Annotated in this window: 20 protein-coding genes; 5 read left to right on the forward strand and 15 right to left on the reverse strand. The window is 60.0% G+C overall.

Going from position 1 to position 22,403, the window contains the following annotated elements; translation table 11 throughout:
• Positions 1-150: 150 nt before the first annotated feature.
• The 6 genes from WBP07_RS22640 to WBP07_RS22665 all read right to left on the reverse strand — a co-directional run bounded on the left by WBP07_RS22640 (position 151) and on the right by WBP07_RS22665 (position 3,993).
• Complete coding sequence (locus WBP07_RS22640; protein ID WP_395396109.1) at positions 151-369, reverse strand: hypothetical protein; 219 nt, start codon at positions 367-369, stop codon at positions 151-153.
• 236 nt (positions 370-605) lie between these two features.
• Positions 606-842 (reverse strand): hypothetical protein, encoded by a 237-nt coding sequence (locus WBP07_RS22645; protein WP_395396110.1) that lies wholly within the window; start codon positions 840-842, stop codon positions 606-608.
• 42 nt (positions 843-884) lie between these two features.
• On the reverse strand, positions 885-2,057 hold the full coding sequence (metB, locus tag WBP07_RS22650; RefSeq protein ID WP_395396111.1) for a cystathionine gamma-synthase: 1,173 nt from the start codon (positions 2,055-2,057) through the stop codon (positions 885-887).
• A gap of 223 nt (positions 2,058-2,280) precedes the next feature.
• Positions 2,281-2,403: a hypothetical protein gene (locus tag WBP07_RS22655; RefSeq protein WP_395396112.1), complete on the reverse strand. Its 123-nt coding sequence runs from the start codon at positions 2,401-2,403 to the stop codon at positions 2,281-2,283.
• 250 nt (positions 2,404-2,653) lie between these two features.
• Positions 2,654-3,148, reverse strand: coding sequence for a DUF6306 domain-containing protein (locus tag WBP07_RS22660; RefSeq protein ID WP_395396113.1), 495 nt, complete (start codon positions 3,146-3,148; stop codon positions 2,654-2,656).
• Entirely contained in the window at positions 3,145-3,993 is an 849-nt protein-coding gene (locus WBP07_RS22665; RefSeq protein ID WP_395396114.1) for a LysR family transcriptional regulator, read from the reverse strand. Before WBP07_RS22665 ends, WBP07_RS22660 begins: the two co-directional genes overlap by 4 nt.
• 327 nt (positions 3,994-4,320) lie before the next feature.
• Here WBP07_RS22665 and WBP07_RS22670 point away from each other — a divergent pair, with 327 nt between their 5' ends.
• A complete protein-coding gene (locus WBP07_RS22670) occupies positions 4,321-4,866 on the forward strand; it encodes a hypothetical protein (RefSeq protein WP_395396115.1) in 546 nt (181 codons plus the stop codon).
• Positions 4,867-5,158: 292 nt separating this feature from the next.
• On the opposite strand, the gene WBP07_RS22675 is transcribed toward WBP07_RS22670, so the two are convergent.
• The 7 genes from WBP07_RS22675 to WBP07_RS22705 all read right to left on the reverse strand — a co-directional run bounded on the left by WBP07_RS22675 (position 5,159) and on the right by WBP07_RS22705 (position 12,514).
• Complete coding sequence (locus tag WBP07_RS22675; RefSeq protein WP_395396116.1) at positions 5,159-6,295, reverse strand: aspartyl protease family protein; 1,137 nt, start codon at positions 6,293-6,295, stop codon at positions 5,159-5,161.
• Between the two features lie 411 nt (positions 6,296-6,706).
• Positions 6,707-8,128 (reverse strand): efflux transporter outer membrane subunit, encoded by a 1,422-nt coding sequence (locus tag WBP07_RS22680; protein WP_395396117.1) that lies wholly within the window; start codon positions 8,126-8,128, stop codon positions 6,707-6,709.
• Positions 8,122-9,021, reverse strand: coding sequence for an efflux RND transporter periplasmic adaptor subunit (locus tag WBP07_RS22685; protein WP_395396513.1), 900 nt, complete (start codon positions 9,019-9,021; stop codon positions 8,122-8,124). Before WBP07_RS22685 ends, WBP07_RS22680 begins: the two co-directional genes overlap by 7 nt.
• A gap of 2 nt (positions 9,022-9,023) precedes the next feature.
• Positions 9,024-9,248, reverse strand: a complete 225-nt coding sequence (locus WBP07_RS22690; RefSeq protein ID WP_395396118.1) for a DUF1656 domain-containing protein — start codon at positions 9,246-9,248, stop codon at positions 9,024-9,026.
• Positions 9,245-11,302 carry an FUSC family protein gene (locus WBP07_RS22695; protein WP_395396119.1) on the reverse strand — a complete coding sequence of 686 codons (2,058 nt, stop codon included), beginning with the start codon at positions 11,300-11,302 and terminating at the stop codon, positions 9,245-9,247. Before WBP07_RS22695 ends, WBP07_RS22690 begins: the two co-directional genes overlap by 4 nt.
• A gap of 236 nt (positions 11,303-11,538) precedes the next feature.
• Entirely contained in the window at positions 11,539-12,069 is a 531-nt protein-coding gene (locus WBP07_RS22700; protein WP_395396120.1) for a hypothetical protein, read from the reverse strand.
• Positions 12,070-12,238: 169 nt separating this feature from the next.
• Complete coding sequence (locus WBP07_RS22705) at positions 12,239-12,514, reverse strand: DUF1971 domain-containing protein (RefSeq protein ID WP_395396121.1); 276 nt, start codon at positions 12,512-12,514, stop codon at positions 12,239-12,241.
• A 1,184-nt stretch (positions 12,515-13,698) separates the two neighbouring features.
• Here WBP07_RS22705 and WBP07_RS22710 point away from each other — a divergent pair.
• Positions 13,699-14,130: an NUDIX hydrolase gene (locus WBP07_RS22710; RefSeq protein WP_395396122.1), complete on the forward strand. Its 432-nt coding sequence runs from the start codon at positions 13,699-13,701 to the stop codon at positions 14,128-14,130.
• Positions 14,131-14,186: 56 nt separating this feature from the next.
• Here the strand turns inward: WBP07_RS22710 and WBP07_RS22715 are convergent, their stop codons facing one another.
• Entirely contained in the window at positions 14,187-15,830 is a 1,644-nt protein-coding gene (locus WBP07_RS22715) for a Na/Pi cotransporter family protein (protein WP_395396123.1), read from the reverse strand.
• A 493-nt stretch (positions 15,831-16,323) separates the two neighbouring features.
• Here WBP07_RS22715 and WBP07_RS22720 point away from each other — a divergent pair, with 493 nt between their 5' ends.
• A complete protein-coding gene (locus tag WBP07_RS22720; protein ID WP_395396124.1) occupies positions 16,324-16,599 on the forward strand; it encodes an HU family DNA-binding protein in 276 nt (91 codons plus the stop codon).
• 142 nt (positions 16,600-16,741) lie between these two features.
• Here the strand turns inward: WBP07_RS22720 and WBP07_RS22725 are convergent, their stop codons facing one another.
• The gene (locus WBP07_RS22725; RefSeq protein ID WP_395396125.1) at positions 16,742-19,483 is read right to left on the reverse strand and encodes an EAL domain-containing protein; all 2,742 of its coding nucleotides are present in this window, start codon (positions 19,481-19,483) and stop codon (positions 16,742-16,744) included.
• Positions 19,484-19,931: 448 nt separating this feature from the next.
• Between WBP07_RS22725 and WBP07_RS22730 the strand changes: the two genes are divergently transcribed.
• Positions 19,932-21,308 (forward strand): RimK family alpha-L-glutamate ligase, encoded by a 1,377-nt coding sequence (locus WBP07_RS22730; RefSeq protein WP_395396126.1) that lies wholly within the window; start codon positions 19,932-19,934, stop codon positions 21,306-21,308.
• On the forward strand, positions 21,305-22,093 hold the full coding sequence (locus WBP07_RS22735; RefSeq protein WP_395396127.1) for a sulfite exporter TauE/SafE family protein: 789 nt from the start codon (positions 21,305-21,307) through the stop codon (positions 22,091-22,093). The genes WBP07_RS22730 and WBP07_RS22735 overlap by 4 nt, the downstream gene beginning before the upstream one ends.
• Positions 22,094-22,403: the final 310 nt, after the last annotated feature.

The following is a 22,403-nucleotide window of genomic DNA, read 5'->3' on the forward strand; positions in this document are numbered from 1 at the left end:
CGTCGTAGCCGCCGACCGCACACCCGGATCCTCGTCTCTCGGCGATGGAGCGAGGACTGCCGGCGTTAACAGCGCCAGCGTAACGGACAAGACAACTCGTTCCACTGAAAAGAATAGGGAGTTTCGCCAGCCGGGGTGGCAGCCTTTAGGTCAATGTCCGGTATCGGCCGGGTCCAATTTACCGGAACCCGCCAACCCCAGCCATTGCTTCAACGCACTTGGCGCGCCGACCAATTTGTCGATGGCAGCACATGTCAGGCAAGCTGCTGCGGCTTCGCCCTGGTCGTCGAGAATCCCCAAGGCCTCTTCAAGCAGTCGCTTCGCCGTCTCGAGCTCAGGCGACAGGATGCGTTCTCCTACAACTTTCATGCCGGTACCCTCCACACCCACCGGGATTATTGGAAGTCGGAGCCAACATTAAGTTAACACTCGGTAACCCCCAGCGACCGGATCCGCTTGCAATAAGGCGCCTGCCGTAGCTGTCTCCTCGCCCCTTGAAAGGGGCCGCTGATTGGGGTCAGATTTTCCAAATACCGTTCCTGCCGTGTGCGCCAAGGCCATGTCCGGCGTCCGCGCACTTGCTTGCGGGGGTCCGCTCCTGTCCTTCAATCGGCCGAAAGCAGTGAAAAGAGTGTCATCATCCCGCCCAGAGCAATGCCGAACACCATGGTCATCACTCCCGCTATCCGCAGAATATAAGTCAAGGGATCGTCGGCGTCATTTCCTTTCGACTCAGGGAGGGGATCACGGCGTCCCATCAATCGGCGCACCAAATGCTGCCGGAAGGCCATGACGAAACCACCAATCGCCAGAAACAGGCTGAATACATCAACAGCCAGCATAAGCCGAGGCATCCTCCAAAGCCTCGCCGATCCATGGGACTGTCAGCCAATACATGCAGCCAATCCCGCGTCCAGACCGGCGATCAGATCCTGCTGCGATTCCATACCCACCGAAAGCCGAAGGAGAGAATCGCTGATGCCGGCGATTGCCCTAGCCTGCGGCCCCATGTCGGCGTGCGTCATCGTCACCGGATGGGCAACCAGACTTTCGACGCCACCCAGCGATTCCGCTAGCGTGAAGAGTCTTACATGAGCGAGGAACTTGCGCACGGCCGCTTCCCCACCGTTAAGTTCGAAACTCAGCATGGCACCGAAACCGTCCTGCTGCCGGGATGCCAAGCCATGGCCTGGGTCGCTGGCAAGGCCGGGATAACAAACTCTCGCAACCCCCGGGTGCGCCTCCAGATATCTGGCGATCGCCATCGCATTGGCCTGTTGGCAATGCATGCGGGCGAAAAGCGTCCGCATTCCCCGCAGCGTGAGCCACGCATCGAAAGGCGCCCCGGTCACGCCGGTGACATTGGCCCATTGTTTCAACGCCTCCGCTTGTTCCGGATCAGCCGCTACCACTGCTCCCCCGATGACGTCCGAATGGCCATTTAGGAATTTGGTGGTTGAATGAACGACGAAGTCGGCGCCCAGCGATAGCGGGCGTTGTACGGCAGGGGAGAGGAAAGTATTGTCGACGGCGACGGCCGCGCCGACCGCACGGGCCGATGCCGATAAGGCCGCGATGTCCACGATCCGCATCAGCGGATTGCTGGGCGTTTCGATGAGCACCAGAGCAGGCACTTCTTCCAACGCCCGGGCAAAGGCGAATTCGTCGGATTGATCGACAAACCTGACCGAACAATGTCCCAGGTCCGCTCGGGCCCTCAACAGGCGCATCGTGCCGCCGTAACAATCGTGCGGGGCGAGAACGAGATCATCGGGGCGCAGCCGTCCGATCAGCAGGTCCAGCGCTGCCATTCCACTCGATGTGATAACAGCGCCGGCCCCGCCTTCCAGTGCGGCAAGAGCATCGGCCAGCAATGCGCGCGTGGGATTGCCGGCGCGACCATAATCGAACTGGCGCGCCGTCCCAAATGCTTCAAACTCGTATGTACTGGAGAGATAGATGGGCGGCGCCACCGCCCCGTAGGCCTGATCGATGGCAACGCCAAAAGCGGCAGCTATGGTCTGGAGATCCCGAGATCGATCGGAGCCGTCAGTCATCCAAGAATGGTCCTTCTGCAATCTCGCACGATATCGAAACACCCATTAAACACAGCCAGACGGCTGCTGGCGCTTGGGGTTGCGCAAATGCCACGCAACTTGTCCCCGCTCGTCGGTTGGTTTCCAGGGGAACGGCCCATCGGCTGATGCGGCAAGTCTGAGCAGATTGATTTAAAAGCTGGACCTGCTTCTTGTCGCTCCATCTGCATGACGCAACCAAATATTATTGCTCGTTGACTGCAAATATCTTGTGATAAAGCCCGGTGTTATCCGCTCGGTCGGGAAGGCCCTGCTCGCGCGAAACGCGTGGCTGGCCCAAGACTTCGCGCACCTCGGTCGGTTCCATTGGCATCTGCCCCTGGAAACGGCATTGCCGGATAATCGTCACGATACCAGTCTGACCGAAACGTTCGATCCCGTCTCCCGAAGAAGCCTCGAGATCTCACGCGACGCACCGCTGCGCTAATGCCGGCTGCAGGATCTTCCCAAGCCGCGCAAATACACAGATTCGCAAGAGGGCGAGAACCTGCAGGAACGCGCGAACGCCCGCTCCTGCGGCGCGAGAGCAAGGACCCACGCTGCGCAATCTTGCCGCATCAGGGAACCTGTCGCCGCTTCTCGTCGCCAAAGCGCTGCGCGAGGTCGATATTAGAGCGATGTCGGGCCGCCATCTCCTGCAAGTCGGCATGCATTGAATCATCACGCACGCGCGGCATCAGAATATCAAGTTTGCGCACGACCCAGGCCTGCCCACGATTGAGGAATGCCAGCCGCTCGAGCGGGTCGGCAATTTCCATCGCCTTCTCGAAAAAGGCCCCGGTCCGGCGAGAAGGCATTGCGCCGAGCCTGCGGATATGTGCGGCAAGCATTGCGCGCCAATGGGCCTCGTCTGAACGGACCCGTTCCATCAATTGCGAAAAGTCGCTGTCTCCAAGCGCCTTCGCGCTGGCGCTTGCAACACGCGCGCCCGCCCGCTCGGCTTCCAGTAATTCATTCAACGCAGCGAGGAGTTCGTCCCGCGACGCATATCCCATGTATGCATCAGCGCCCTGCGAAGCGTAGCATGGGGAAGAGGAAGGTTGGTCCGTCATAGCATGATGTCCGCTGCTGCACGAAGTCCTGCCCGAACCCGGTCCATCACGCCGGAATCGGCCTTGGTCGAGTGCACCACATAGGCAGAATAGGAAAATTCCGGACTTCCTGGAACCAGTGCCAGCCGCCCCTCCTCAAGATAGGGCCGAATAAATCCCTTGCGAAAATAACCGCTGCCGCCGGCGGCAAGGATATATTCCAGCGCAAGAGGGCCATAACTGATTGACACGACCGCGTTCGGCGTATCGGGGAAAGCGGCCTGATAGCTGGCCGCAAATTCATCTCCCCAATCGATCTGCACGTGGTCTTCAGGTGAAAGTGGACCGGCCGCCGGCGTTGTCCGCACAAGCACCAGCTTCTCCTCGAAGAGAAGCTCGGCAATCACGCCGGGCCGGCTCGGAGCGGCATAAAGCACCGCCACATCCAGCGTGCCGTCCTGGACCTGCTCCATTAGCCGCTCGGACGAATCGATGTGCGTGCTGACTGCAATGTCGGCGCATTCACGCCGCATCCAGAGCAGCCAGTGTCGCAGCAAGGGGTTCCACAGACTGATCTCGGCACCCACCGTCACAACAGTTTCGCGGCCCGGTGGAAGCGCAACAGCCCGCTGCGCTCTGGACCATACCTGAACCAGCGTCGTTGCAAACCGGAGGAACTGCTCGCCTGCAGGCGTCAGCCTCGCACCGGCCTTGTTGCGAATGAACACCGGGCGATCGAGATGATCCTCGAGTACGCGAATACGCGCGCTGACTGCGGTCTGGGTAAGATTGAGATTGTTGGCTGCTCCCACGAAGCTGCCCGTCTTCACCACCTCAAGAAACGTTCGGGCTATGCTGATATCCATACAATCAAATCCGTGTACTCAAAGCGCAATAATATTCATTTGCCTGATGTATGATAGCGGCGGAAGAATGCAGCGACAAGAACTTCGCAAGGCCGTTGCGGCGCCGCCCGCAACTCGGGTCATTTATCGAACGGATATTCGCATCAAGGTCTTACGCCATCCACGCCGGGCAGGTTTCGCAGCGCAACCCTGTCGTTTCGGGAGCAATCGGAAAGCCGTCCCCACCCTCCTAGGCACTCGAGCGAGGATCTTCACCCCACGTGCCCGTATCCGCCGCCCTGCCCGGCCATCCCCTCGCGGCCGGCGCGCAAGTCGACCGCTCGGCTCATGGGCAGTTGCTCCTTCCTTCATTTTGTCACCGCGCATCGCAGTCGCGAAGGGGGAGCCCGCCCCGTCCTCTTCCTGCACGGCCAAATCGCCCGACGGTCAAGGTGCGCCCTGCCCGGCTGCCTGCAAGAGCACACACGCGGTCGGGCCAGCGGATGCAGCACGGATCCTTTTGTCCCTCAAGCCCGAGCAATTCCGAATATTCCGAAATTGCCATGGCACAAAAACTCCTGGCAGTCGGATATTTACCATCCATTCCAGGAAACTCTCAAACCGCAGATAGGTAATGTTGAAATGTTGACCGAAATATATTCCGGCTACGAAATGGATGGAGCGACCCTGCATGGCAGCTTCCACTTTGCCTCGCCGCCTGCAGCTGGAGAAAGTGTCGAGCTCGACGGCAAACTATTCATCGTCAGCAGTTCTTGGCACAAGCCCGATGTCCACTATGCGGGCGCCAAGTTCGCGGCCCTGATCACGCCGATCAGCCAGGGTCAAACATGGCCGGCCCAGCGGACGGTGCCGGCTACGTGCGAAAATCCGTAACCAGGATGATCAGTGAGGAGTTACCGCTCTCCTCGCGCGAAGCGAGGCGGCAAAGGACTGACGGCAGCGAGATCTTCGGAAAGGGATGTCTCGCTGCCAAGGGACGTCCAGCCTTGTCTCCAATCCGCAAATTTCTCGCAAGCTTATCCTGACCCGGCTTGCAATCGGAACAAAGAATATGGCGATCGCCTAGAGCAGTTGCCGATCCGATTGCAACGGATCAACTGCTCTAAGTTGTTATTTCACCGCGTTTTCCGAGTTATCAGGTGATTCCACCTGATTAGAAAACGCTCTAGAAATAATTCCGCAACTGAAGGCACACTCTACGTCCGTCGCCGATAGTGAGAACGATCAAGGTACCCTCGGCCTGCGCTCCAAGTTGTTTTCCGGGAGTCGGATATGTCCTGTCGACGCGCCGTCCATCAATCGCCACAACGCGGTCACCTGGCTGCAGGCCGACCTCCTCGGCGGGACTGTTGAATGCCACATGGCGTACAAGCAGATGATCGGCAAAACGCTGGGCACCGATGCCGGATCTGTCTCTGGGTAAAGGCTCCGCGAGCGCGGCAGCCGAAGCGCGTACTCTTAGCTCGTGGTCATGAACAAAGGCCAGATCGAACGCAGAGAACGCCGGCCATCCAAGGTTGATCGGCATTGGCGACTTCCAATCCGGAACAACACATGCCGGAATATCGCTCAACTCGTAATGCCCAATCCTCAATGAGCGCAGCGTGATCATCTGACTGACGATTTCGCCTTCCAACCCAATAGAAAGCGTTGAGGAAACTTTCCGGTTCAGGAGCCCTTCCTGTTCGGCGTACTGCGCAGAAACAGCGCACGGCGCATCGTTACCGAGATCCAGCAATGCAGCCTGTTGTCTTCTTCCTTCCAGCTCAACCGGGATGACCGGGAGCCCGAAATCACAGTGAAGCAACTCCAGCATCCCATAACCATTCAGCTCGCTCTCCCCCAATCGGGTACAGAGCCGCGCCCGGTTGTTCGGAAACTGGCATTCAAGCAATCCGCGTATGAGAACATCGCGGCCAACGATCATGGAGAGTTCACCTGGGAATGCCAGTTCCAGATTCGGAAGTTCGTGACATCCAACTTCGGTTCCTATGAGATCGATCGGGCCGACGCGAAGACTTCCCGTCCGACATAACGGCATCACGTACCGTTTCGTAAAGAAGGTCGCCAACGATGCCCCGCATCGGGACAGGCCCAATCGATCACAAGTCTGCGGAGTAATCACACTGCGGGTCGCACCGGTATCGACGACCCCTCTGATGGGTATTCCATTAATATGCGTCGGAATACTGAGGTATTTCGACAATTCGGGGTCAAAGGAAAACCAGTCGGACCTGGCCGCCAGCGCCGCCGGGAAAGACGAGCCGAACGATACCCTTACATTTTGCTTGCCGTAGCTCAAGCCCCCTGCCCTTTCGATTGCGACAGCCTTTCGATGCGCCATCCTAATCAATTGAGACAATTGTAAAATGCATAAATATTGAGGTATTCCAGCACAAACTCTGTTGAGAATTGATAGAGACAACCCGCAGGACCAATGCATCCAGTGCCGGTGATGTCACCCTGTTCGCGATCATCCGGTAAAGGCAGATATCTTATCCACTCTTGCAAACCGACACACCATTTGTCCGGCACTCCCCGCTACGCCCGGTACAGCGCAGGACGGTCGAATACCTTGGACAGGTCGCTGCCGCAAAGACCGCGATCGGGCATCGATCGACCACGCGGCATGGCCAAAGGTTAGCTCGGCCATCGGCATGGTTCCGCATGGCATGTCGTCCGCGCCCGGCACGTGAGCGATCTTACTGCGAGATCATTGCCCGGGGATGGGGGTCCAGCCGCCACCCAACGCCAGAAATAATGCGATCTGGTCGTCATTTATCGCAGCACGCCCCTCTGCCGCGGCCTGCTCCGCCGTGACGAGGTCGCGATCTGCCTCGAGTGCCGGAAGTTCCGAAATTTTCCCGCCACGACGCAGCTGCATGGTGCGCCGGGCCACCCGTGCCGCATCGTCCCGGGCGCGCTCGAGGCTTTCCTGTTGCTCGAGACCGGCAGCGTAAGAATTGAGTGCCGTTTCTACTTCCCGAAGTGCCCTGATCACAGCGCCGTCGAAGTTCGCAAGATCGCCCCTGGCCTGAGCTGTAGCGGCCTCGATTTCCGCGCGGGCGGCATGCCGGTTGAGAGACCAGCTGATCAACGGTCCAAATCCGAAGCGATTGGTGAGCGGTGACAGGAAATCGGTTGCCGCACCTGTCGAGCCAGCCGAGGCTCCAAACCTGATGTCGGGATAGAGTGCTGCCGTCGCTATTCCGATACGAGCTGTCGAAGCCGCCAATTTGCGCTCCGCCAGCCTGATATCGGGTCGACGCTTCAGCAACGCCTGGCCGTCACCGACTGGTAGTTCCTGGGCCAATCGAAGCGGGTGGCGACAATTGAGCAATGCCGGGTCAGCCTGCGTCGGTGCAAGACCCTGAAGTGCGGCGATTCTGAAAAGTGCATTGCGCTGGCGGGCTACCAGGCGCGGTACGCGGGCTCTGCTGGTTTCCAGTACGGCTTGTCGCCGGTCGAGTTCAAAGGGGGCCGAGCGCCCGTTCCTGACGAGGAGGCGGGCAAGGCCAACACCCTTGCCCTGGAGCGCGATCGACCTCTCCATGACATCGTTCTGAAAGCCGCTATTGCATATGTCCGCATAGGCACGGGTCGTCTCTGCCGCGACGTTTACCCGTACCAGATCTCGCGCGGCAGCGGCCGCCTCAGCGTCCGCGCCTGCGGCCTCGATGCCGCGCCTGAGACCTCCGAACAGATCGAGATCATAGCTGACGCCAATCCCTCCATTGTAGATCGGTCGCCGGGGCGGTTGGACATGCTGCAATTCGGCCTCCGCCGATCTTTGCGCGTAACTGGTTTCCGCGTTGAGACTGCCCTGCCACTCGCGGCCGGCGTCACGTGCATCCAGCAGCGCCATGCTTCGTTCGAGGTTTGCCTCGGCAGAGCGTAAGTCCGTGTTCGCCTTGAGAGCTTGCGCAACCAGGCCGTCGAGCACGGGATCGTTGTACAGCTCCCACCAATGATCGGGCAGGGGCTCCGGCTTTGCGAGCCTCGCGGCCGAAATGAACGGTCCCTGGGCACTGTCCATGTTGATCGCGGCGCTCTTGGGTACGTGATAATCGGGCCCGACCACCTTGCAGCCCGCAACCAGCAGGACCGCCGCAAACAGGAAAGGATGCCTTACCATGGCAAGCTCCTGTGAACACTGCGTCCGTCGTCGCGCGGGTGAACGACGACGGTGGCCGTCTGCCCGGGAATCATGCGGACATTGGCCGGGATCCTATCGATCGCAACGCGAACCGGGATACGTTGCGCAAGGCGAACCCACGTGAAAGATGGATTTACATTGGCCAGCTGACCATCCCCTCCGGCCCGTTCGCGGTCCTCGACGCCTCCCGCGAGGCTTTGAACATGGCCCTTTATCTCGTCCGCCACCCCCATGAGATAGATGCTCGCAGGGTCGCCGACCTTGATTGCGGGGAGCTTTGTTTCCTCGAAGTAGCCCTCCACACGCATGGATTGATTATAAACGAGGGCCATCGCGGGCTTGCCTGCGTTCAGATAGACGCCCGGCTGCAACGATATATTCGAGACGGTCCCGTCGACGGGTGCCCGGACAAGCGTGCGCTCGAGGTTGAAGCGGGCAAGGTTTCTGGCCGCCACCGCCTGGGCAATGGAAGAGCGAAGTTCTTCAACCTTTGCACGCCCCTGCTCGATCTGTTCTGCCGCGACCACTTCGGTCATCGCGCGGTTGCGCCTGTCTTCGCGAATGGCCTGCGACAGCGCGGTCTGTTGGCCCGCCAGGGTGGCCGATGCCTGATCGAGCGCAAGCTGATAGCGCGGGCGATCGATGATGAAGAGGATCTCCCCCTGTTTTACCATCTCGTTATCCATTACGCGTACATCGGTGACAAGACCGCTCACGTCCGCCGAAACCGGTACCATGTCCGCTCTAACCTTGCCGTCGCGCGTCACCGGCTCGACCTGGTATCGCAACCAGAGAGCATAGATCCCCCCCAGAATAACAAGTATAACGCCCAGCGTTACCAGAGTACGCAAGAGATTATGTCTTTGAATCATGTTCACGAAGCCAGTCGAGAAATCAGAAATGTGTCGGCAAAGGCACTAAGTCCGAGCCAAATCAAGACGAACAGTGCCAGTTCGAGCAAACTGGGATGCCAAAGCAGCCGATAGACCGGCATCCGTTGAAGCGGTACGCGCAGCACGTAAACGACGACAACCGCCACCACCCCCCAAAGGAGCGCTGCAGGCATGTAGACTCCCAGTATGTGGACTTCCTCGATCAAGGCAGTTCTCCAAGATCGGGCGAAGTGGCCAGGGGAAACAGGTTGCACCGCATGCCTACCAGCGCACGCAATGCCGTTTGCCGAAATTCATCCACAGGCAGCGCAAGCAAGCCGGCCATGGCCCGATCTATCTGCAGGCGCAACGCGTCGGAAGCTTCCACGGCCCGGCCTCGCCGCCACTGCGAAAGATAGAGATCCGTCAAATTCGACAGTACTGCGCCGAGCCGGTGCCTCGTATCGTGTGGAACATGCGCGAGCGCGCGGCGCACCGGAATGATATTGCGTCCGATACGCAAGTCGGCCAATCCATCGGCCGCGTGAAGGTCTGTTCCCGGACCTGCGATGGCCATCCTCGCAGCCACCTGGCCCAAGCGATCCACCGCTGCCGCTGTCCACCGGTCAGGCATGAACGGCCTGCGGATATCCGCCAGCTGGGCAAGCTCCGCCCAGTTGGCTCTCAAAATTCTTCGGGCGGTCCACAGAACGCTGGCGGAGCGAAACATCTTGGTGACAGCCAGCGTCGTTACGATTCCGCCGACCTGCGCAAGTCCGGTGTTGATGAAAAGGGCAAAATCAGCCTGAAAGCGGGCCAGAAAGCCCATTGCCACGATGAAACAGGAAAACATCGGCAATGCCTGAGGCGAGCGTTTCGGGTCCGCCTGCACGTATCCCATCCACAGCAGCGCGGGCGCGAGCGTTATCATGAGCATCTCGTACCCATCCACGCGCGGCAGAACGACAAACAGATAGAGAGCGGCCAATGGAAACGTCTTCAGTGTCGCCACAAGGTAGCGCCCGATGACCGGTGCCGGATCATCCTGCGCTGCGAAGGAGCACGTAATCAAGGCTGCAAAGGCCGCGGTTGCCGATCCATTGGGCCAGGCAAGCAGGATCCAGACGGCACAATAGATCATGATCGCCACGCCCGTCGCAAGGCCTGCCAGCGCCGCCACGCCATGATCGCGCGCGAGCGCAAATGGTGTAGCCGACAGCAAACGAGCACTGGGACGCCCGGGCATGCCGATGCGATCGGCGAGCCGGCGACTTGCCGTCAATGCTGTCAGGAACTCAGCCATCCGGATGCATGCCGTGGCGGTAAGCAGCCCGGTCCACGTTTGGTCGGTCTCTGCTTCCTCGGCCATCCTGCTGCATCGACGGACGAGCGATATCCCTTCCTCTACCCTTGAATCGGACCGCCCCAGCCAGTCGGATATGTCATCGAGCAAGCTTGCGAGGGCTGGTGAGATTCCGCCATCGGACCGCAAAAGATCGAGACGGTTTGCTGCAGCCGAGGCAAGCGGAAGGACATTGGCGAGTTGTTGTTGCAAGGCCATCACCCGCCGCCTCGTCGCCGGCGCCCAGCGCTGGTCGAACGGCAGATGGATCGCAATCATGCCAAGCTCGGTGACATCTGCGGCGAGGCCACGGCGATGCTCGTCCTCCAGTCGGGTGTGCTGATTGGAAAGTGCCTCGGCCGACCAGCGGCGAGCATGGCCGAGAAAGGAATAGGCCCGCGCACGAATACCCGGTGTCGCGCTCCAAGGCTGAAGGACGGCATGCACGACCGTCACGCACAGAATTGCAACCGTCATTTCCTGAACACGCGCGATTGTAGTGTCGAAAATGTTGCCGGGGTCGTCAAGGTAGGGAAAACTGATTACCGCCGAGCTGAATGCAGCCATCTGGAACAGAAAGGCGCGCGGCGTTCTGTCGAGTACGGCCAGATAGATGCAAAATCCTGTCCACGCAGCCAAGCACAGCACCAGCAGTTCCGGTGAATTCTGCAAATTCGGCACAAGCACGATAGTTACGGCGGCGCCGGTTGCGATTCCGCCAAGCCGATAGAGGACTTTCGGCCGGAAGGCCCCCGCCATGGGCTGTGCGGTGACGTAGACTGTGAGCAAGGCCCACCAGGGGCGTGGCATGCTGGCGCAGAAGGCAATAGCCAGCGTCATGGCGGCCGCTATGAAACTGCTGAGCGAAAACAGCAGTTTCTGGGGATCGATGTCAAGCGAGGGGAACCGCGGATGTTTCCTGAGCGAAAGCGTGACCATTCTTTGGCGACCGTGACAAAGCGGAGCTGTCACGATCGAAAGTGATCGTGGTTGGCCTCCTCAAGTTTCGCGGGCTGCCTATCGAGATTTGGCTCCTCTCCATAGATCAAAATATTGATGGTTGAGCGCAACTAATTTGTGTTCTGGCCAAGTTCATGAAGCCCGGACCTGCATGCGCGCATACCAATCAGCGCGCAGCCAAGACTTACAGAGGATTGCCGTCGCCGGGAATTGCATCAATCCTGGGAAGGGTCCTGCCCGATGCCGGACAGAACAAACGCGGCGACAGGCACGGCGAGAAAGACCAGCAGTTCGATCTGGATTTCCGTCAGGATGCCATGCCGGTGCGAATAATATAAGCAGTAGGCAGACACAGCTGCCACACCTGACCATATCGCACCTGTCCAGGAAAAGCCTGGCGCCGCTGCGAGCAATTTCCGCTTTCGTCGCCCGTCCATGGAAGTCCCCTTTGCCGCAATGGGCCCCACGACCGTACAATTCCTTTCGATCGCGCGCCCTTGTCGGTGCGCGTCTGCCCCCTCCAAGGCAAACGAATGTTTTTTATGGCTGATCGAAAGCCGCTTGCTGGAAATCGAGCGGCCCGTCTGTCCTGTTTCCCGAAAGGGCGGAAAGGGCCTGCACATGCTTCGGCTCCAGCCTTTCAATCGCCGGCGCGAGCCTTGGAGGTTTTTCAATGCTGTTGGGATGATCTGGCACAGCGCCGAAAGCGCTGCCGTGCGCAAACCGTCCTTGCTCCCGGCGAGCACGATTGGACAAATCTCGGTTCCAGCCCCTCCCAAACTCAGATCCTATTGAGGACCACCCGCCCCCGGAGCATCTACGGCAGAGCAATTGCCTTGACCAATTCGATCGTCCGCCGGCTCAGTGGATCTGGCGGTCGAGGCTGCGATTTCCGACGTAAATCGACATGCCCTGTCAAGACCAAGGCGGTTGATCATAGAACTCGACCTGCATCTTCATCGCGCCGCGCGGCGTCACGAAGTGCGGTTGCTGGGGTTCAATGATTCCCGGTCTGTCAGGGGTCAGCATGACTTCCGCGATCGGATCTAGATAGGTCAGCAACAACTCGCCGGAAATGACCCTTATCACAGCCCAGACCCCCGCCTTGGTATCATGGCATTCCTGCAGTGCCCGCGGTAATGTGTCCTGGTCAAAGACCGGCGTGGAGCGATAAGGAAGTGGCCAACTCATCTGGCTGCGGCTCCTTGAAGAAGGGGGAAGTCTTCGCGCTTGATCAAACCTTAGGCTGCAGTGGCGACACCGCCTCGCCGGCTCTCAACTTGTCTGTGCAGAAATTAGGGACCGCCCCCCGCGAAGCGCAGAAAACATCGGGACCCGACGACGCGCCGCTGGCCGCTCCCTTTCGGGGCCGGGGATGTTCAACATGGCGGACGACCTCAATACCGGGAGCTTCGCGAGAATTTCAGACCAATTGTGCGCCGCGCAGTCGAGCACCGTACACAGTTCAGAATCTTCGAATCCGCAGGAAGAACGCGCATATCCGGCGTGCACGGCTTCATCGATCATCGAAGTCCTCTCAAAATTCGAGCTCCAACCAGGCGCCGAAGCATATGTATAGGCACTGTCGATAGATGCAACGTCAATGCATGTCGGCAGTGATCAGGAGTGCCGAAGGAGTTCATAGATCTTACCCGCTTGACCGACTAATCCATTCGCATACTCATCGCTCCTTGCCACCCGCGAGAAGCATTTGTGCTCGCTATCCTAAAATTTCCGTGCCCACGGCAAGCGAAGCTGAAGAATACAGGCCAACTCCGTCAACGGAGAAATGCAAATCCATGCCCAGCCACTCCGCAAATGCTCGCGCGCGTCAGGTCAGGTGAAACCCCTGTGCAACGTGGTTGCTGCGGCATTTCCGGTCTCGCTGATCTCTCGTCCGGCCCGGCTTGGATATGATCTCGCGCAACACCGACACTCGCTTCGGACTCTTCGGTCTAGTCGAATGCTGATGGAGGAGCGGATTAAGCAAGCCGATCGTGCAGGATGATGCCCGACACCAAGCCGGATGCGATTATCCAGCGGTCACGTTGGCTTGCACGCGGCAATGCGCGGCGCCTCAGCTCTTGTTTTCCAAGATCTCCCGAATGCGAGGAGCGCAAATTTTCCCCGTTCAACCGAGCGGGGCATTTGCGGTACCAGCACAGCGGTGCCTTCCGAGTCTGCTTTGCTTCGCGCACGCCCGCACAATTTGCCGGCCGCGAAGCGAAGAACCGCCGTGCATTGACGCCGGCAAGCCGGCAGGCCATCTTTGTGACAAAACTTGGACATCAGCGTCTCGTCGGCGATGTCCCAAAAAAGGAAGCCGCACGGCCTATTCGAACTCAATGGACCCCCGCTACCTGCAGCCACCCACGATGAAGAATGCTCAATTTGCCGCCATTCCCTACCGCAGGAATGGCAAGCATGATCTCGAGGTTCTCCTCGTGACTTCGAGGCGCAAAGGGCGCTGGGTCCTGCCCAAGGGAACTGTCCGCGGCATGCTGCCGCATGCCTGCGCAGCGCGTGAAGCTCTCGAGGAAGCCGGTGTCCTCGGCGACATCAGACAGGCTGCGTTCGGAACCTACGTTCGTCTAAAGCGCGCCAAGGCAAGCCAACCGGAGGCAATTCCGGTTTTTGCGTTCCCCCTGCTAGTGCGCACGCAACTGGAGATCTGGCCGGAAATGAGCTTCCGTCGGCGCCGCTGGCTCAGCAGCCGCGAAGCTGTCGATACTGTCGAGGACAGCGGCCTTGCAGACATACTCGGCCGCTTTGCCGCAGCTTACGCGCTCGAGGATCCGGGAATATAGGCCGACCGGACCCGTGGCCGGGTCGGAAGTCGCTTTCCAAGCAGCCGGGTGAAATCTCATCCGACAGCCTTGAGCCGCGAAGGCAGCAGGTCGCCTGTCTGCTTGAGAATCGGATAGGCGGACGCCTCGATAAGATGACTGCTTATCCGTTTGAGATCGCGCAGTGCATCAAGATGCAGAGCGCTGCTTTCTGCGGCCTCCACGTCGCCCGATCGCAAGCGACCGAAATGCGTGGACGTTGCCTCTTCCTCCATTCGGCGGAACGTCTCCTTGGCAGATGCCAGTGCACGCGCGGCCTCGACGTCTCCATTGAGAAACACCGCGGTCGAAAGATGCAACGCCTCGATAAGCTGATCGAGCTGTGCGAGCAATTCGGACTTGTCTTCCTTGGAAAAGACAATTCCGTGCTTTCCCGCGCGGCGAGCGATGCTCAACAAGCTGCGGTCGATTAAATCGCCGGCCTGCTCCAGGTTAATCGAAAAGGCGAGTATGCGCCCCGACCTCTCGATCAGCCGTACGTCGTGCTTGTCCGGATCGAGAGCTATCAGCCTGTCCTGAATGGCGCGGTTAAGCTGATCCAGTTGGTCGTCAAGTTTACGCACATCCTCGATCAGCCGCCGGTCGGAATGGTCAAGCGCGCTGCGAAGTCCGGTCAGCATCTCTTCCAGGACGTCGGCGAGCCGCAGCGCCTCGCGCGTGGCTGCGGCGAGCAATTGGCCCAGCGGTGCGCCCGTTGGCACCATTGGCAGATATCTCGGAGTGCCCGGCTGCTCCGCTTCGGCGCGCAGCGGCAGGGCGCTTTCGAGGAGACGGGAATAGGGCGTGAGAAGCGGAAAGAACAAAACTGCCAGGGCGAGATTGAACAACAGGTGAAAGTTGGCGATTGCGCGGGCCGGATGGATCTCGATACTCTGCATGACCGGCCCGACCAGCGGATAGATCGCCAGCACCAGCAGGACGCCCGCCAGGCGACTGAGCAAGTTGCCCAGCGGCAGGCGCCTGGCAGCGGCGCCCTTCGAGGGCCCCTCCAGAACTGGATTGATCGCGGTTCCCACGTTCGCACCAAGAGCCATGGCGATCCCGGCCGGGACCGTGAGTATGCCGTTGCTTGCCAGCGACATTGCCAGGAGGATCACCGCGACGCTGGAATGCGCCGCCCACGCCAGCACAAGTCCGATCACGACGATGAAGACGATATGGGTCGAAAGAGCCGTCAGAAAATTTCGCACTGCATCGTTTGCCGTCAATGGCGCAAGCAGGATCAGGAACTGGTGAAGCGCGAAGAGAATCAGGCCCAAACCGATGAAGACCCTCCCGAAATCGCGAACACCCGCACGGGTGCGCCTGAAAAGCAGATAGCCGCCAAGTATCAAAATCGGCGCCAGCAATGAGATGTCGAAGGACAAGAACTGGACAATCAGGGTAGTGCCGACATTGGCCCCCAGCATAACCGCCAGCCCCTGCCCCAGCGTCAGCAGCCCATCGGCAGCAAAGCCGGCCGCCATCAAACCGGTCGCCGTACTGCTCTGGAGCAGCGCGGTCACCAAGAAGCCCGCCAGGAAAGCGGAGAGGCGGTTGTGCAGGCATCGGGCAAGGAAAGAACGAAGCTGCGGCCCAAGCGCGCGCAGCACGCCGCTTTGAACCATGTGCACACCCCATAGCAAGAGCGCCACCAGTCCCGCCAAATCAAGCAAAGTCAATGTGATGCTCGTCTTGCACCTCCGAGCCGACCAGAAATCTGAACACTGCACGACCAAAATGGTTCCCGCAGCTTACGCCCGGCTGCGGCTGCCGTCATTCATCGACAGGAAACGCTGCCTATCGATCGACAAGCCCCACTCCACATGGTGGAATAGTGCGATCTATTGAATCGATATACTTTTTCTTCGGCCGAGCCTGTCGATGAGAAATGGCCATGATTTGTCTATTCACCATTTCGATTGAACAGATATCATGGGCGGGCACATCGAGCCTGAGCGCCCAAATTAGGCGGGCCATGGATGGCAACGCTGAGATACGTCTGGATGAAAGGGCCCTGCAGCGAAAGCCCCAAAAACCCCGGCATCTTATCCAACCCCGGGCCGAAGAACGCGACCAGCCGGTACACAAGTCTGTGGAAACAAGGTACCCGATGTGCACGCCAAGCTATAAGGCGGCTATAGCATGCGGGGTAACAGCAGGAGTCCATTTCCGATGAACAATGCCGATCTTGCCGATAAGATTGCCGCAATAGCCGAAGTGACCAAGGCCGATGCGAAGAAGATCATCGACGGCGTGTTCGGCGCCATTGCCGAGGCGGCTGCGGCCGGTGACGAGATCTCGCTGAGCGGCTTCGGCAAGTTCAAGGTGAAAGTTTCACCGGCTCGCGAGGGTCGCAATCCCTCTACCGGCGAAACCATTCAGATCGCAGCATCGAGGAAACTCACGTTCGCGCCTGCCAAAGCGATCAAGGAAAAATTGAACAACTGAAATTGTCGCGGCGCTGCATCTCGGTGCAGCGTCGCAGCGGCCTGCCGCATCCTGATGACGGCTGCCCCCTCGCGGATACGGCATGAACCGGAAGGTGCCGCCAACGCCGCGTATCGTTGCACCAGCCGCAGCTGATTCCGGCTCAGCGCCGATTTCGCTCGTCGTTTCTGTTTCCGGCCTCGATGCCGGCGAGAATCGAAGTCGGGCTCCAATTTTTCAACAAGGCAGGAACATGGCGGGATGACGTTGGCCGCCCGAACAGGAAGCCCTGCCCATAGTCGCAATATTTCCGGGCTAGGTGTGCGGCCTGGCCCGCCGTCTCGATACCCTCCGCAACCGTGCTGATACCCAGATTTCGAGCCAGGTCGATCACCGCGCCGACAATCGCGGCATCCTCCCGCTCGAAATTGCCGAGCCGCGAAATGAATGAGCGATCGATCTTCAAGACATCGACCGGAAACTGCTTGAGGTGTGTCAGCGACGCATAGCCTGTGCCAAAGTCATCCAGCGCAATCTTCACTCCGGCCCGCGACAGCGTTTCCAGGGCGGAGCTTACATTCTGCGCGAGCTGCCCCACAAAAACGCTTTCCGTCACTTCCAGTTCGAGGACATCGGCGGGAAGACCGGCCTGGGCAAGCCGTCCCAGTATCCTGTCCGCGAAATCGCCTCTGCGAAAATCCCCTTCAGAGCCATTGATCGCTATCCGGCCGACTTCGATGTCGTTGTCCCGCCAGTAGATCAGGTCGGCAATGATCTGATCGAGCATGCGGTCGGTCAGGCTGGTGGAAAGATCTGGATCATCGAGCGCTGCGCCGATCGCTTCGGGGGAACGCAGGCCGGAACCATGGTGCCAGCGTAACAATGCCTCAAAGCCGACGCATGTGCCGGTGCAAAGGCAAACCTTGGGCTGATAGAAGGCAACCACGCGATCTTCCAACAATGCTTCGCGCGCATCGTGCAGCATCTGCGTTTCTCGCTCCGCAGCCTCGCGCAGCTCGTGTCTGAAAGTGTGAAAGTGGCCCGGCCCCTCTTTCTTCGCAGCGTAAAGGGCCAAATCGGCGCTCTTATGCAATTCTGCGGGGTCCTGGCCGTCCCTGAACGCGAGGGCCGAGCCGGCGCTCAGACTTATGTCCAACCGTCGGCCCCTGAAGAACGCTGCCTGCCCCGCGTCGGCAAGAAGTTGCTTTGCAAGCGCGAAGCTTGCGTCATCGCCCCCTGTTTCGGGCAGAATGATGGCAAACTCGTCTCCGCCGAGCCGGGCCACGGTCGCGGTAGCAGGAGCGTACCGCGTAAGACGATTTGCAATCTCACGCAGCAGGGCATCGCCGGCATCGTGGCCAAGATTGTCATTGGTGGCCTTGAACCGATCGATGTCGAGGACGATCAGGCGCACTTGCGTGCCCTGGGCAACGGCATCGCCAAGCGCCGTCTCCAGCCGGTCTGCGAACAACCGGCGATTTGGCAAGCCGGTAAGCGAATCGTGATGCGCCGCCCACCGCAGCTTGTCCTCATATCGTTTTTGGCTGGTCACGTCCTGAAGCGAGCCAATCAGCCTTGCCGCGCGTCCACTGCCGTCCCTGACGACCTGTCCCCTGCCGATTAGATCCAGATAGTTGCCATTGCCGGAAAGAAACCGGAATTCCTCGATCCAGTGGACTGCGGCAAGGTCGTCCAGTTGCGAGAAACGGGAGAGGACGCGGCGGCGATCCTCGGGATGGATCCGTTCGACCCACCAGTCACGAGAGGTGCCCGCCAGAGCTTCGGGGTAGCCGAGAACCGTCGCGGCCGCCCCGCTCCACGCGATGCGGTTGTTGGCCAAAGAGACGTCCCAGATGATGTCGTTCGTGGCAAGCGAAGCAAGCCGGTAGCGCTCCTCGCTCAATCTCAATGCTTCTTCGCCCAGCACCTGTTCATGAATGTCTTCAAGGGTCCCATACCAACACTGGACATTCCCCTCCGCGTCGCGGCGTGGAAGCGCCCGGGCGCGGAACCATCGGAACTCGCCATCGGCTTGCCGCAATCGGTAGCGCAAATCGACATGGGAACCATCCGGAAGCAGCAGCGCAGCCCCCCATAATTCCCGGACGCGAGGCAGATCCTCGGGATGAACCGTTGCAGTCCAACCCCAACCCAACGCTTCTTCACAGGACAGTCCTGTCGATTCGGACCAGCGCGGGCTGACTTCGATGATCGCGCCCATGCCATCGGCTATCCAGGGGATTTGCGGGTTCAGTTCGACCGAATGACGATAGTGCTCCTGGGTCGATTGCAGCTGTTCAATCAGCAGCGCCATCCTGGAGCGAGCAAGGATCGCACACCTGAAAGCCTCGTGGGAGTTGGCGAGCATCCGAAGGACCACGCACGCCGCAACCAGAAATGTCAGGCCGATCCCCGAAAGAAACAAATCCTGCGAAAGCACGAGACGCGCGGTAACGGGAAAAGCGCCACAAAGCAGAACCAAGCGTCCGGCAATCGGCAATGCCTGGAGACAATAGCAGCAGCTGATGGCCCCGAGCAGGACATACAAGGCAATTGCCGCCCCTCGGCCAGGCTCAATCGCTCCCATCAGAACAAAGCCCCAGCCTCCGAATGCAGCGCTAAGGATGATCGAGGCGACGATCACGCCATTCAAATGACGCCGCATCTGCGTGGCTCCCACGCCGATGTGGCGGCGCGAAATCCATAAGAGGCCTCGACAACCGATCAGAACGCAGAGAATTGCCGGAACTGCCAGACTGAGCCTATCCGAAACTTTGCCGTAGGTCGCCAGGGCAAGGAAGCAGGCATCCACGAGAATCAACACATACATGAGCGGAATCTGCGCCCGCAGATCGCTGTATCGCGCCTGAAGCATCGCCTCCTGGCTCAGCGCAGTAGCTTCCACACGGCACCCCAGTTCATTTGCCCATTATAGCAACATATTGCACCCGAAATCCGTCTCTAAGGTTAACCCGATCTGGTGCCGCCTTCCCCCAGAATTTTCCGACAGTATCGACCTGCCCCAACCCGGCTGGCGCATGGCGAACCCGTTCTCCGGGCTAACCTGCCTCGGCGGCGCAAGTGATCTTTCCGCCACCCTGCTGGCGGACTGCCCACGGCTGTTGCGCCCATTCCGCCCCTCGCTGCGAGCAAGTGGAGGGCATTGCCGAGGCGACCTTGCAAGTGGCTCCCGCTCATTGGTTTTTCCGATGGAGCCGTGCCCTCCCAAAGTGCCCGGCAGGACCTGCTTGTTCGTAACTCCCTGGCTTGTTCATAACCCATTGACATGCCGCGTCCGACCGGGGCGGAATAGGCTGCCCTTTTTTCCGCTAGCTCTAGGGAACGTTAAAATCGTGCGTGGCTGGATATTGTTTCATCGCGATCTCGATCCCGCGAACCCAGAAGTGCCGGAAATCCTGCGTTTCCAGGAGGCGGCAAACGCCATGGGCATCGAATTGTCCGTTTTCCATCCTCACAAGTTCGATCTGATCGTCGGCGCGGAGGACGGCTGGTCCACGTCATACCAAGGCCGACCGGTGGACCGGCCGGACTTCGTGATCTGCCGGACCGGCGCCGAAACCGACTACTTCACGCTCGCCTTGCTACGACACCTTGAGAGGCGGGGAGTGCGACTGGTGAACGGGCCCACCACCATCGAGCAAGTGGCCGACAAGCTGCACACGCTGCAGAGTCTCAACCGGGCCGGGTTGCCTATCCCGCGCACGATCCTGGGCAACTTTCCCATCGACGTGGACGTGGTGGAACGAGAACTGGGCTTCCCGGTGATCGTCAAGACACTCAAGGGCACGCGCGGCGCCGGTGTGCTGAAATGCGAAAACCGCGATCAGTTCGAAGATCTGGCCGGATTGCTGGAAAGCGCGGATGCGAAGGCGGATTTCATCCTCCAGCATTATGTGCGCGCCAGCCATGGTCGCGATGTGCGCGTACTGGTCGTGGGCGGGCGGGTGATCGCGGCCATGGAGCGGCGCTCTCTGACCGGCGGCTTCAAGTCGAACGTCTCGCTCGGTGGGGTTGGCATCGCCTATAATCCACCGCCGGAAATGGCTGAACTGGCCGTGCAGGCCGCTGACGTGCTCGGCCTCGACGTCACAGGCATCGACATCCTGTTCGATGAGGATGGATACCGCATCTGCGAGGCCAATTCAGCACCCGGGTTCCAAGGGCTGGAACGGGCGACCGGGTTCGACGTGCCTTCCGCCATCCTCGACTGGGTGGTTGCCACGCAGGAAGCACCCGATCCAACCGCTGCCCCCGCCGCCGAGACCAATGCCCTGGCCGATCTGGCGTTCGGCGGCCGCGCTGGCCTGCGCGCGATCAGCGACCGAAACCCCGATTATCGCCGCTTCGCCAGCGCCATCGGGCTGCGGATGGTGGGCGCCGGCGCAAGCTGCCTTGCCCATGCCACGCTGCCACCTTTCCTTGTCGATCGGCGCAGCCGCGTTTCCATCGGGCTTCACACCCTTTTCGAAGGCCGGGTGGATGCCGATCTTTCGGCATTGAACGACAACGAACAGGAACGCACGTTGCTGATCGTGCTGGTGGCGGCGATCTGGGGTGCCGTGCTGCCCTGGCTGGCGGGCGCGGATTCGCTTCCCAGCGCGCTGCTCTCGGTGATTGCACTCTGCTTTCCCGTGCTGTTCCTGCTGACCGCGCCTTCCGGGCGGATCGGCCGCTCCGCCTCGCATCTGCGCAGGAGATCCGGCGTATGATCGATATCTCCGGACTTCCGTGGGCCGAACTCGGGCCTTTCCTCATCGCCGGGTTCCTCACGCAGTTTGTCGACAGCGCGTTGGGAATGGGCTTCGGGGTGTTATCGAATTCCCTGCTGGTATTGCTGGGGCTTCCGCCCGGCGCAGCGTCGGCCGTCACCCACCGGGTGGAAGGCTTCACCAGCGGTGCTTCGGGTATTGCCCATGCCCTTCAGCGCAATGTCGATTGGCCGCTATTCGCCAGACTGGTGATCCCCGGCGTGGTCGGCGGATTGCTTGGCGTCTGGGTGATGACCAGTCTTGGCGCCAGCATTCTGCGTCCGGCGGTACTGGTCTACCTTGCGGCCGTCGGACTCTACTTGATCTGGCGCGGACCGCGCCGGCCGCAAGCCTATCGCCGGATGAAGCTCGTCGGCCCGCTCGGGCTGATTGCCGGTTTTCTCGATGCCTCCGGCGGCGGCTGGGGCCCGATGGTGACGGGCAATCTCATGGCGCAAGGCATGACCCCGCGGATGGCGGTCGGCACTGCAAACGCGGCGGAGTTCTTCGTGACGGTGACGGTCCTGTCCGCGTTCATAGGCAAGTTGGGTCTGCAATCGTTCACCATTGCAGCCACGGGCCTTCTGATCGGAGGCGTCGTTGCAACACCCTTCGGCGCGCTCTTGACCCGCAGGCTGCCCTCGCGTCGACTCATGGAACTGACCGGCGCGGTTCTGGTGGCGCTCAGCCTGGGCGGACTGATTTCAAGAATGTTTTCCGCCGCTCCGTTCTTTACGCGGTTGTAGCCAATCGCATTTCAACTGTCGCCTAGGCAAGCTTCGCTCTGGGGCCGCGTCAGAGCCACGCCCTCAGCCTCGTCTTCCGTTTTTCCGCCTCGATTGGGGCATTCGAACCGTCAACTGTCGGACCTCATCAATGTCGTCGGCATGCTTCGAAAAGAGGCGCCTTGAATAGAGATTCAAGTCTCGCTCTATCTCACCGACGGCGGGCTTGCCGCGATGCCATCGATGGCCTTCCGGCCGCTTTGCGTTTCCTAGCAGCGCGGCTGATCCACAAGCGCGGTTTCACATGGGATCATCGTCTCTACGGACGATG

It is taken from the genome of Novosphingobium oxfordense, assembly GCF_044029435.1.
In the GTDB taxonomy this organism is placed as follows: Bacteria; Pseudomonadota; Alphaproteobacteria; order Sphingomonadales; family Sphingomonadaceae; genus Novosphingobium.